This window comes from Pseudoalteromonas sp. SCSIO 43095, assembly GCF_023650455.1.
Taxonomy (GTDB): Bacteria; Pseudomonadota; Gammaproteobacteria; order Enterobacterales; family Alteromonadaceae; genus Pseudoalteromonas; species Pseudoalteromonas tetraodonis.
The window spans coordinates 2201864-2214173 of sequence record NZ_CP087995.1 but is presented as its reverse complement, the minus strand read 5'-3'; the positions used below and the strand labels follow the sequence as shown (position 1 = coordinate 2214173).

The 12310-nt window shown below is 39.4% G+C and carries 11 protein-coding genes and 2 pseudogenes; 10 read left to right on the top strand and 3 right to left on the bottom strand.

Features of this window, described 5'->3' with window-relative positions; genetic code table 11:
- Positions 1 to 46: 46 nt before the first annotated feature.
- Positions 47 to 562 carry a YgjV family protein gene (locus LOC50_RS10430; RefSeq protein ID WP_250653180.1) on the top strand — a complete coding sequence of 172 codons (516 nt, stop codon included), beginning with the start codon at positions 47 to 49 and terminating at the stop codon, positions 560 to 562.
- 20 nt (positions 563 to 582) lie between these two features.
- Here the strand turns inward: LOC50_RS10430 and LOC50_RS10425 are convergent, their stop codons facing one another.
- Positions 583 to 1098, bottom strand: a complete 516-nt coding sequence (locus LOC50_RS10425; RefSeq protein WP_138626123.1) for an NUDIX hydrolase — start codon at positions 1096 to 1098, stop codon at positions 583 to 585.
- Positions 1099 to 1324: 226 nt separating this feature from the next.
- Here LOC50_RS10425 and LOC50_RS10420 point away from each other — a divergent pair, with 226 nt between their 5' ends.
- From LOC50_RS10420 to LOC50_RS10400, 5 genes are read left to right on the top strand one after another with little or no spacing between them, the layout of a single operon-like run.
- Positions 1325 to 2665, top strand: coding sequence for a sigma-54-dependent transcriptional regulator (locus tag LOC50_RS10420; RefSeq protein WP_036979949.1), 1341 nt, complete (start codon positions 1325 to 1327; stop codon positions 2663 to 2665).
- Between the two features lie 17 nt (positions 2666 to 2682).
- Positions 2683 to 2892: a hypothetical protein gene (locus LOC50_RS10415; protein ID WP_028834349.1), complete on the top strand. Its 210-nt coding sequence runs from the start codon at positions 2683 to 2685 to the stop codon at positions 2890 to 2892.
- 18 nt (positions 2893 to 2910) lie between these two features.
- The gene (locus tag LOC50_RS10410) at positions 2911 to 4395 is read left to right on the top strand and encodes a sensor histidine kinase (RefSeq protein WP_248474113.1); all 1485 of its coding nucleotides are present in this window, start codon (positions 2911 to 2913) and stop codon (positions 4393 to 4395) included.
- 1 nt (position 4396) lies between these two features.
- Positions 4397 to 4858, top strand: coding sequence for a response regulator (locus LOC50_RS10405; protein WP_250653179.1), 462 nt, complete (start codon positions 4397 to 4399; stop codon positions 4856 to 4858).
- 25 nt (positions 4859 to 4883) lie between these two features.
- The gene (locus LOC50_RS10400; RefSeq protein WP_250653178.1) at positions 4884 to 6845 is read left to right on the top strand and encodes an ATP-binding response regulator; all 1962 of its coding nucleotides are present in this window, start codon (positions 4884 to 4886) and stop codon (positions 6843 to 6845) included.
- Positions 6846 to 7016: 171 nt separating this feature from the next.
- Here LOC50_RS10400 and LOC50_RS10395 read toward each other — a convergent pair whose 3' ends face one another.
- Positions 7017 to 7253, bottom strand: a complete 237-nt coding sequence (locus LOC50_RS10395; protein WP_250653925.1) for a type 1 periplasmic-binding domain-containing protein — start codon at positions 7251 to 7253, stop codon at positions 7017 to 7019.
- A gap of 446 nt (positions 7254 to 7699) precedes the next feature.
- On the opposite strand from LOC50_RS10395, the pseudogene tnpB reads away from it, so the two are divergent.
- The 4 genes and pseudogenes from tnpB to LOC50_RS10380 all read left to right on the top strand — a co-directional run bounded on the left by tnpB (position 7700) and on the right by LOC50_RS10380 (position 11408).
- A pseudogene (gene tnpB, locus LOC50_RS17455) lies at positions 7700 to 7986 on the top strand (IS66 family insertion sequence element accessory protein TnpB).
- Positions 7987 to 8122: 136 nt separating this feature from the next.
- Positions 8123 to 9573: pseudogene (tnpC, locus tag LOC50_RS10390) on the top strand (IS66 family transposase).
- Between the two features lie 3 nt (positions 9574 to 9576).
- Positions 9577 to 10545: a putative glycoside hydrolase gene (locus LOC50_RS10385; protein ID WP_250653177.1), complete on the top strand. Its 969-nt coding sequence runs from the start codon at positions 9577 to 9579 to the stop codon at positions 10543 to 10545.
- A 242-nt stretch (positions 10546 to 10787) separates the two neighbouring features.
- Entirely contained in the window at positions 10788 to 11408 is a 621-nt protein-coding gene (locus LOC50_RS10380; RefSeq protein WP_250653176.1) for a fumarylacetoacetate hydrolase family protein, read from the top strand.
- Here the strand turns inward: LOC50_RS10380 and LOC50_RS10375 are convergent.
- On the bottom strand, positions 11341 to 12273 hold the full coding sequence (locus LOC50_RS10375; RefSeq protein ID WP_214552071.1) for an ABC transporter substrate-binding protein: 933 nt from the start codon (positions 12271 to 12273) through the stop codon (positions 11341 to 11343). The two genes, LOC50_RS10380 and LOC50_RS10375, sit on opposite strands and share 68 nt — an antisense overlap.
- Positions 12274 to 12310: the final 37 nt, after the last annotated feature.

Genomic DNA, 12310 nt, shown 5'->3' with positions numbered 1-12310 from the left:
GCACTATACACTCCTCATTTTTATGCCTTAAGTGCCTTGGAGTGTTATGTTTTTAATTGCCCAATCATTGGTTGCCGTCGCGACTTTACTCGACTTAGCTTCATTTCAGTTTAAGTCCCGACGTATTATCTTATGTTGTTTATTTACCTCTGTGTTATTAACCTCAGTCCACTTTTTTATTTTGGGTTATAACAGTGCCGCCTGCTTAATGCTTATTGCCGCGTTACGTTATTTTTACTGCATATACTTTAAGCATACTTGGGTCATGTTTGGATTTATGGCAGTGAGTTGTTTAGCCGTTTATTTAACATGGCAAGATTGGTTTAGTGGTTTTGCGCTGGTGGCGACATTAATACAAACCATTGCTTCATTTCAAAATAGAGACTTGCACTTGAGGTTATGTATGGTGGTGGGAACCTCTTTTTGGATAACGCATAATATTTTTGTAGGCTCCCCTGTGGCAATAATTATGGAAAGCCTATTTTTAAGTAGTAACTTATTTGGTTTATATCGATTTTATATTAGTAAAAAAAGTCTTGCTGAACCTCAAATAGGAACGTAAAATGCAGCAATGTAAACTTATTAAAAGAACTGTTTGGCAATTTCTTTTAATAAAAAGGTTTCTCGAATAATCGACAATCCTTGTTTATCGCTATTAGCTAATGTGCGTTCGTTGTGAGCTATCGCCTCAAAAATATTTACCCATTTAGCTTGCATACCATTTTGTTGCTCATAGTGCTCAAGCTGTGCTTGGCCGAGTTGTTCGTTAATTTCGCATACATAACAGTATGACTTTATATGAATAATATCAAAGTCATCTTTGTACCAAGGACGATATTCTTCATAGAGGCCAAACTCACTGCAAATTTTTATATTTTGCGCGCCAGTTTCTTCATTAAGCTCTCTGATAAGTCCTTGTTCAATGCTTTCATTTGAGTCTATGCCACCACCGGGTAAACTGAAATCGTCATAGCGCTGAGTGTACATTAATAAAATATGCTGTTGTTTAAATACAATTGCGCGAGCAGTAGGGCGAGTAAACTGACAACCATGAGTAATATTAATAGTGGGGTGAATAGTGGTTTTTAATAAGCGCATAACGACTCCAGCAATAAAGGTAAATTATATCAGCTGGTTATATTAATTACTTCATTGTTAAAAAGTAATTAGCTGCAAAGCTTGTTAATTTCAGCGCTTATACATATATCTTAGTTATAATAGCGAATTATAAAAAAATAAAATGTCATTGTTTTGACCATGCTCTGTATATCTTTCATTTGTTGAAAGGGGTGAGTAGAATAATAAAAAAGCATAGGGATTAATCATGTTAAATATACTTTTAGTTGATGACGACATCGAATTTAGTGATGTTATTTGTCACATTGTTGAGTTTCTTGGGCATAATATTCAAACTGCAACCAGTTTAGAAGAAGCGCATCAGTGGTTTGAGAATAATTCCTTTGATCATATATTACTGGATTTCATGTTACCCGATGGTAGCGGCTTGCACTTATTAGATCATTTGAAAATGATTGGTCAATCTCCTAAAGTCACGCTTATTTCAGGGCACCCATCGGTTAAGGGGATTTTAGCCGATATGTGTGAGCCCAATGTAACGCATTTATTAAAGCCGCTGCAGCGAGAAGATTTAGAACTGGTTTTAAATGGTTCTAAAAAAACTGTTAAAAAAGCTAAGAAAAACGCTATCACCCATCATTTTGATACCTTAATTGGTGAATCTGAGGCAATGCAAAAGCTCTATACTATGATAGAACGTGTTGCTAAAACACAGGCTAACGTAATGTTAGTAGGTGAAAGTGGTGCCGGTAAAGAAGTGGTTGCACAAGCGATTCATAATGCCAGTCAATGCGAAGGACCTTTAGTTGCTAGCAACTGTGGCGCCCTTTCAAAAGAGCTTATTGGCAGTGAATTATTTGGTCATGAAAAAGGTGCCTTTACAGGGGCGATAGCCCGCAAAGAGGGCGTGTTTGAACAGGCAAATAATGGCACCTTATTTTTAGATGAAGTCACTGAAATGCCCATTGGCATGCAGCCTAATTTATTGCGCGTATTAGAAACAAAAAAAGTAACAAGGGTAGGTGGCAACCGAGAAATTCCAACTAACTGCCGCGTTATTTCTGCAACCAACCGTTCTTTAATCGATTTAGCCCAAAATAATATTTTACGTGAAGATATTTACTTTAGGCTTGCCGTATTTCCTATTGATATACCGCCATTACGTGAACGAAAAGACGATATTCCATTACTGGCGAAAGTTTTTTTAGAGCAGTTAAATGATGAAAATGGCACTGCTTTTAGCTGGACGAACGAGCAACTTAAAGAGCTGCAAACGTACGACTGGCCAGGTAATGTACGCGAACTTCGTCACGCTATTCACCGCGCTTTTATTATGAGCGATCCACAAACAAGCGATGTGGCACTGCCAAATAACCTAGAGTCACCTTTTTCACGAGTAAATAATCAAGCTCAGGAAAATCAGGTTTCTGCAGGGCAAACCATTGAAGAAGTTGAAAAAGAGCTTATTCATGCAACACTCGATAAAGTACAAGGTAATAAAACATTGGCTGCACAAATGTTAGGTATAAGTACTAAAACGCTTTATAACCGCCTTAACGCATATGGTGGCATTGGCGAATATAAATAAAATAACATGAGGATAGTATGGCATTAACTAAACAAATAAAGCCTTTAAACGAACTAGTACATGATGCGCGAGCACCGTTAAATCGTATTTCAATGAATGCTGAGCTTATCAAGCTAGTACTTGAAAACGATATGCCCGTTGAAAAAGCACTCGAGGCACTCGATAAAATAATTGTTAATTGCCAAGCATGTAGTGACAGTTTACAGCTTATTTCAGACTCAAAATAATAAAAACCAGGACGATAAATGATTAAACGCAAACAGCAAGGCAAAGCAAATGTTATATGGGCGTTATTTATCTCCATAATACTATGCATTATTGTAGGTAATGCATTTTTAGCGGTTAATACCATACAAGGCTTAACGCGTACTCAGCAAAGTTTAGATAATACTAATATGCTAAGTACAGCCATTGAGCAAATGCATCTCTCTGTAGTGCAGGCTGAATCAGGGCAGCGCGGGTATTTATTAACGCAGGACGATGATTACTTAGTTCCATATTACGATGCGGTTGCACAAATTGAATCGCAAACCGATTATGTTCGCTCTTTAAACTCTGAAATTGAGGGGCAAGCTGAGCGTATTGCAACGTTAATCTTATTAGTTGATAGTAAAATTGCTGAGCTTAAAAGCACAGTTCAATTAGCATTAAATGACAAAGAAGAACGTGCAATGCTCATACTCAACTCTCATAAAGGGCGTGACCTATACCGAGAGATTCGTGTACTTGTTAATGATATTCAAGATCGAGAGCTGTTATTTAAAGTCAGTCACTTTTCTAAATTAGCGCAAATAAAAAACGAGGCAAAAATCACTTTTGCAATTACAGCCATCACGAGTGCTTTACTTATTGGTGGTATGTTTTTACTTGCGCGGCTTAACTTAAAAAATGCGGCGGTATATCGAGCTGAGCTCGAAATGCAAAACGAAACCTTAGCCAGTAAAGTGACCGAACGTACCCAAGAACTTACGTTATATTCTGATGAGTTAAGTCGCAGTAACCGTGAGTTAGAAGAGTTTGCTTTTGTTGCCAGTCATGACTTGCAAGAGCCGCTGAGAAAAATTCAAGCATTTAGCGATCGTCTTGAAAGCATGTTTAAAGACGAGTTAGGTGAAAAAGGAACTGACTACATTGCTCGAATGAAAAATGCTGCGCAGCGCATGTCTAATTTAATTAATGATTTATTAGAGTTCTCTCGAGTAACAACTCGAGGTAAAGATTTTACCGACACCAATCTAAATAGCATACTTAATGATGTTTTAAGCGATTTAGAAATAGCCATTAACGAGTCTAATGCGCAAGTGATAACGGTTGATATGCCAATCATTCAGGCTGATCCGAGTCAAATGCATCAGCTGTTTTTAAACTTAATTTCAAATGCTGTTAAGTTTAGAGCGCCTAACGTAAACCCTGTTATTGATATTAGCTTTGAACGAATTAGCGAGTTTAGTGAAGACCATAATAGTAAAGTAAGTTGGCATGTTATTACTGTAAAAGATAATGGTATCGGCTTTTCAGCTGAGTATGCAGATAAAATATTTGTGCCATTTCAGCGTTTACATGGGCGTTCTCAATATAAAGGAACCGGCGTTGGATTATCTGTATGTCGCAGAATTGTAGAGCGACATGGAGGAACTATTACAGCAATAAGCACCCCTAACGAAGGCGCAACCTTCATTATTAAACTACCTGTGGATGCAGAGTTGTTCACATTACAAGGAGAGGCATAATATGCCATTAACAAACGTAAAACCCATTACCATTTTAATGGCAGACGATGATGAAGATGATCGTTTATTAACCCAAGATGCCCTCGCTGAAAGTCGCGTTTTAAATGAATTACACTTTGTTGAAGACGGTGTAGAGCTTTTAGAGTATTTAGAGCGTACAGGCAAGTTTGAAGATAAAACCCTGTCACCAAGACCTGGCTTGATTTTACTCGACTTAAACATGCCGAGAATGGATGGACGTGAAGCACTTCAAGCGATTAAAGCCAACCCTAATTTAAAAGGTATTCCCGTTGTTATTTTAACTACTTCAAAGCAAGAAGAGGATATGGTTAAAGGTTACGATTTAGGTGCGGCGTCATATATTACCAAGCCAGTAACTTTTGATGGTTTAGTTGAGTTGATGAAAACGTTAGGTAAATACTGGGTTGAATTTGTAGAGCTACCAAGCACGTTTCACGATTAAGCATATAATTAAAATAGGAGACGCTATGTTAGCAAAGGCAACGAAACTGCTATTGGTTGAAGATGATGAAGATGATTATATTCTTACTCGTGACTATTTAGAGCAGCTCAGTTCCCATGCGTTTAACATAGAGTGGATAAGCTCTCCTGAGCAGGCAATACATGTACTAAGTAAAAATGAGCATGATATTTGCCTGCTTGACTATCGCTTAGGTGCCTCAGATGGCTTAAGTGTTTTAAAGCAAGCGATTAAGAATGGCTTTTGTGGGCCTATTATCATGTTAACGGGGCAATCTAACGATGCGCTAGATTCGGCTGCGCTTGATGCTGGTGCGGTTGATTACTTAGTTAAAAGTGAAATGAGTGGTAGCCGGTTTGCCCGTTCTATTCGTTATGCTTTAGCGCGCCGCGATGTAGAAGATGAGCGAGTTGAACGTTTAAAAGCGGAGGCTGAAAACCGTTCAAAAGACCGCTTTTTAGCGCATTTAAGCCACGAACTACGAACTCCCTTGTCGTCTATTTTAGGCTATACCGAACTACTTATGCTCAGTGACTTTAGCAAGCAAGCTGAAAATGAGTTGGGTGTTATTTATCGTAATGGCAAGCACTTATTGAGCTTACTGAATGATGTTTTAGATTTATCTAAAATTGCAGTCGATAAGCTTGAGCTAAGCTTGGGGGATGTTAATCTTGATAGTCTAATGGCCGACGTGTTTACGCTAATGCGTGTATCAGCCCTTGATAAAGGTTTATCATTAAAATTTGAATCACTGGAGCCTTTGCCATTAGTTATTCGTGTAGATGCTACTCGGGTTCGACAAATTCTCATTAACCTGATCAATAATGCGATAAAATTTACCGAGCAAGGCGAAATTATCGTTAACGCATGGACAGAGACGGAGGCTGATCGTGAAATGCTCTTTTTTAGCATTAAAGATTCAGGCTTGGGTATTGCTCCAGAAAAACAAGCACTCATCTTTAAGCCTTTTGAGCAAATTGCAGATGTAGAGTCGCGCTCAGTAGGTGGTGCGGGCTTGGGATTAGCTATTTGTTCTGAGCTACTTAGTCGTATGCAGGGTACTATTTCATTAGATTCTTATGTAGGTGAGGGCTCAACGTTTACCATTTCCTTATACCCTGGTGATATCAGACAGGTAGAGCGCAATTTATTAAAACTTGATTTAACCCCCAACATGCAGCAAAAAGTAGCGCCATGCGAAGTAAGTGGTAAAGTGTTGGTGGTGGATGATTTACGCGATTTACGTGTGTTAGTTGGCCATTTAATTGGCTCAGCGGGTGCTGAAGTAGATTATGCTGATAATGGCAAACAAGCGCTTGATAAGGTTAAAAAGCAACTCGCAGAGGGGCGCGCCGCTTACGATATTATATTTTTAGATATTCATATGCCGGTGATGGGTGGGAAAGAAGCTGCCATTGAACTTAGAAAGTTAGGGTTTAAAGGGGCGATTATTGCTTTAACCGCGGCCACCATGAAAGGTATTCATAACGAACTAACCGCGCTAGGGTTTGATGATATGATTGCTAAACCTGTGGATTCCAACTTACTTTACCAATGCTTAGAGTCAGCGCTGGGGAAAAAAACACAACGTGTTTCATCGATACAACCAACGCCAAAACATAATACTAATATAAAGCGTTTTTTATTAGTGGAAGACGATGCTGATGCCGCACAAATAACTCAGCTTTTATTAGAAAGCTTGGATGTAGAAACCACTATTGCAACTAGTATAGAGGCGTGTTGTACAGCGCTTAAACAAGACAGTAATTACGACAAAGTATTACTCGATATGCATTTACCCGATGGTTCAGGTTTAGAGCTTGCTGGGTTTATTAAAGAACACTATCCCGATATTCAACGAGTTATTATTAGTGGAATGGAGCCTGATGCCGTACACATTAGGCAGCTAGAAATAGAGCAAGTTTTGCTTAAACCAATAAACTTGGCGCTATTAAGTAAACTTGTTTAACGCCACTATCTGCCAATTTATATAATAATTAGTTAGTTAATTAATATTAACGACCGATTGGCGTATGACTAATTCGGGCTGAAATAAAGTTTGAATAGGCTGTACGCTTTTTGATACACATGGCTCAGTACCCACTGTGCAGCTACTTTACCCATTTCATATTTATAGTGCTTAAAGGGGGTATACGTGGCGGGTAAAGAACATGTTATCGTAGCCTATTCTTGAAAGTTGTGCGAGTAGTTCAATGCCATGATCTCTGGCACTGACCATTGCACCCGTTGCCATTTCGTCATTGGCGCACACTAAGGCGGTAATGGAGGGATTTTTTTTATAAAGAGCAGTAAATCCTTCGTAGCCGCTGTCCTCTATAAAGTCACCTTCATACAAACTGTTTTCATTAAACTCAATCTCGTGTTCAGCAAGTGCTTGTTTATGTCCGTTTAAACGCTCTTGAGTGTCTTTTTTTCATAAAGGACCGCTAATGTAAGGTGAGCGTCCGAGCAACGACACCTGAGTGGATTTAATTAATTGAAAATACCGTCAGTTTCTACTGGAGGTATTATGCAAAAAAGAACCCTTAATGACTGGCAAAAATTGATTGAGTAGCAACAAACCAGCGGCTGATCTATTGTCGCATTTTGTAAAGAAAACATGTTACCCACTTCAAACTTTTATAAATATCGGTCTTAGTTACAAGACGCTGCAAAAGCACCTAAATTGGTGAAAGTGAAAAACAAAGCCACTCCTCATAAAGTGAATGCCTTAATCACGTTATCTCATGGTGAAACTCATTTAACTATACCAACCTCATCTGAGCCTACATGGGTGGCTAATTTAATAAAGGCGCTGCAAGCATGAACATGTTTATTGATGTGCCCGACGTGTACCTTTGCAATCAGTTTGTCGACTTCAGAAAATCCATTAATGGCTTAGCGGCCATTGTTGAAAGTGAACTCGAACTGTCAGTGCTATCCGGTGCCGTGTTTGTTTTTGTAATAAAAGCCGAGATAAGCTGAAGATAGTGTATTGGGATAACACAGGCTTTGCCCTGTGGTATAAACGCCTCGATAAGCACAAATTTAAACGGTCGAAAAACCTCAGCGCCGACACCCTAAACTTAACCGAGCAACAATTACACTAGTTATTATCTGGGTATGATGTCATAGGGCATCAACAAATCAACATCGAAAACGCTAGCATTATTTAGATCGTCGCGGGATCAATATTAACCATTGCATTACGCTAGTTTACGGTAAAAAACATTATAAAATAAAAGGATGAATATTGATGTTAACTGCCTTGCAGACGATCCGGCTTTGCTTAAAAAGCTGTTGGCAGAGCACGCTGAAAAATTAGCGCAAGCGACTGCAAGAAACCGGTATCTAGAGCAACAATTCCGCCTAGCGCAACAAAAACAATTTGGTAAAAGTGCCGAAGTCTTTGACGCACAAGGTGAATTGTTCAATGAAGCCGAAGACATCATTGAGCAACCTGATGAGCTTGCTACGCAAGAGATTAGCTACACTCGCAAAACACCAAAGCGCAAACCATTACCCAAAGACTTACCCCGTGAGCAAGTGATTCATGACATTGCCGAAGAAGACAAGGTGTGTAACTGCTGTGGTAATGAGTTGCATAAAATGGGTGAAGACGTCAGCGAAAAGCTCGACTTCGTCCCCGCAAAGATAAAAGTCATTGAGCATATTCGCCCAAAGTACGCATGTCGTGAATGTGATAAGTCAGGGTCGAATAACAGTATTAAACAAGCCAAGATGCCAAACATGGCCATCAACAAAGGCATGGCCACGTCCAGTTTGTTAAGTCAAATCATCACCAGCCAATATCAATATGCACTGCCACTGCATCCACTACCTTGTTAGAACCGCTGATACAACGACTGAAACACGCGTTACTTAAACAGCCTGCGATACATGCCGATGAAACGACGGTCAATGTGCTCAACGCCGACAAAGTAAAAAGTTACATGTGGCTATATTGTACCGGCACGGATTCGCCATTGGCTATAAATAAACACAACCCAATACCAAACATTGTGCTTTACGACTATCAAACCAGTTGGGCAGCTTCCTGTGTGGTTAATTATCTGGATGACTATTCGGGCTATTTACAGGTTGATGGTTATCAAGCGTATGCACAAACGCAATCAACACTCGTTGGTTGCTAGGCCCATGCACGTCGTAAATTTATAGAAGCAAAACACGTGCAGGGTAAAAACAAGACAGGCAAAGCCGACGTAGTCTTGAGTCTCATTCAAAAACTGTACGGCATTGAATCAAAACTCAACGATAAAACACCAGCACAAAAGCATGAAATAAGGCAAGAGCAAGCGAAACCTATTATCGATAAACTGCATAAATGGCTAGAGCAAAATCAGCCACGTTTAGTCGGGAAAACCAAGTTAGCAGAGGCAGCAACCTATCTCGCTAATCAATGGCATAAGCTTATAGTTTACCTTGAAAATGGTCAGCTTAATATCGACAATAACCGCGCCGAGCGCGCTATCAAACCATTTGTTATCGGCCGTAATAACTGGATGTTTAGCCAAACCTCACGCGGCGCAATAGTAAGCGCTCACCTATACAGCATCATCGAAACTGCAAGATCCAACGGCTTAACGCCATTTGATTACATCATGCATTGCCTCGATGAGCTTTGTCAGTCTGAGCCAGACATAGAACAATTATTGCCTTGGAATGTCAATATCTAGGTGATGATCACCGGACGTTTACCATACGCAGAAGTTAATGGTGATGTTGATAACCTCGAGTACCAGCGCGGTAATCAAAGCGACTTAGCGCTACTGCGTAAGTTTAAAGATGCGGGAATCCCTGTTGTTTCATTATTTATAAGCGGTCGCCCTATGTGGGTTAATGCTGAGCTTAACGCCAGTGATGCGTTCGTTGCTATTTGGCTTTTAGGTAGTGAAGGCGATGCAATTAGTGATGTCTTGTTTAAAAATGCAGACGGTTCAATTAATCATGACTTTAAAGGCAAGCTATCGTTTTCCTGGCCTAATAATCCAATCGATAATGAAAACCGTAACGACGGAGGTTACAGTCCATTACTTCCTTATGGTTTTGGTTTAACTTACAACGATAGTAATGTCTTAAAAGATGACCTGGTGGAGCAAACTCAACAGACTGAAAAACTGGATGATTTAGTATTGTTTGAGCGTGCAATTAAAGCACCGTGGTCACTGGTTTTAAAAAGTGGTGAGCAACAAAAAACGGTGGCGAGCAGTCGCGAGTCATTAGGTGCGGTGAGCACCCAAACATTTGATAAAGAGGTGCAAGAAGATGCCCGTGCAATTCGTTTTAATGGCCAAGCGATGGCTGGGGTTAATTTAGCCGCTGCGTTTCCATCTGACTTACGTTCATACGTTGAAAACAATGGCCAACTGCAAATTAAAGTAGATAAAGCCGCAGCTAGTCCGTTATGGGTTGGTATGGGGTGTGGTGAGAGTTGTCAGGGTAAGTTTGATATTGCTGATAACCTTGAGCAATCAGGTCAATGGCAAACATTAAACATCAACTTAAGTTGTTTTGCAGAGCAAGGTGTTGATTTAGCACAAGTGTTCCCCCCTTGGCAGTTAAGCTCGCAAGGTGATTGGCATGTATCTATTGCTAAGCTGGCTATTACAGCAAATGCTGCCGAGCAAAGTAGTGTTACTTGTAAGTAGTCAATAACCTATTAATAATTTATCAATAAGCAGGTACTAAATGTACCTGCTTATTGCTTTAAAAACGCGTATACAAAAACCTACCAAATTATACACGTCTACTTTTATTTCAGTCTGTATCATTGATTATATTTAGCTCAGTAGTAGTCATAAAAGCATGATAAAACTGTATTCGCTTTTGCGTTAATAATTTGAGAGTATGCCAAAATATTAAACGCGTTGTGTAATTAACAGGTGATAGAATGAATCAAATAAAGCTGGCTTCGCAGAGCATACAACCTTCAAAAATAGTCTGTGTGGGGCGTAATTACAGTGCGCATATTGCTGAATTAAACAACGAACACCCAGAGCAAATGGTGGTTTTTAATAAGCCTAATAGCGCGATCACTGATACCTTACTCGCTACTCATCTTGGCGATACATTGCACTACGAAACAGAGTTATGCTTTGCGGTTAAAAATAAACAACTTGTGGGCGTGGGCATTGGACTTGATTTGACTAAACGCGCTTTGCAAAGCAGCTTAAAAGAAAAAGGCCTGCCGTGGGAGCGTGCTAAAGCATTTGACGGTTCAGTTTTATTTAGTGAGTTTATTGAATTAACGCCAGAGATGACATCGTTTCTATTTGAATTACATATTGATGGCAAGCCGGTTCAACATGGTGATAGCCAACTTATGTTGCACCAACCTGCACAAATATTGGCTGAGGTTAGTCAGTTTATGAGCCTCGAAGAAGGCGACATTATTATGACTGGCACGCCTGCTGGCGTAGGGATGGTTAGTACTGGGCGAGAGTTTAACGTTGCTCTTTATTCTGGTCAGCAGTGTTTATTGGAGCATCATTGGTCTGTGAGTCAAAGTTAATTATGTGTTGATAATATTGTTTATCAAAATTATCGATATGTTCACTTAGCCAGTGTCGCTGGCTTAGTTGATGAGCCGCTGATTCTAGTATGGTACTTTCTAATGCCGCATTAATTTTCTTAACTGCCTGATTAGCAAAATCATTAGGCGCATTAGTCGCACAGCCTACAGCTCCTTTGATTAATGAGCGCGTATTTTGAGCTATGGGTATACTAACTATTTTTATAGGGTGTTGTTGCTGGTTAAAGTAACTGGCCATAAAAGGGTAATCGAGCGAGTAGTCTAAAAAGCCATGCCTCAACCTATCGATCACAACACCACTCTCATTATCACTACTTAAGCTTAAGGACACGTTATGATGGCTCAAAGAGTTTTCAATAATCATATTTATGTGTGGTGAAAAACGTCGTGCTGCGGCTTGTCCATAGGTAAAGCGTTCATCGCTAAGTAAACTAATTAAATTTATAGGATTACCATGTGCTTTAGTAAGTGTTTCTGCTTTTTGGTTAGTTGTAATAATACTAAACTCAGGGTAGATAGAGGTAGGACGTGAGTATGTATAGACTTCGTTGGTGCTCTTTTTATGGATTACGCATGGAAAGCAGACATTTTTGCCTTCTTTGATATATTTATTAATTCGTTTTTGTGGAACAAATAATCGAGTATGCTTTACATCCTTTATACTACTGATTAGTTGCTTAGTTAAATTGTCACACAAGCCCATTTGAGTATTCTCTGAGTTTAAGTGAAAAGGCGGTGTGTTGCTTTGTAGCCATAAAATTTCAGTGAGCTGATTTTTAGATTGGCTAATACTGTTACTCGAGAATATTAAAAATAGCAGGCAGAAATAACGAGCTGTATCCATAAAAAGCTGATAATTCTTTATTAAATGACTGTATTTA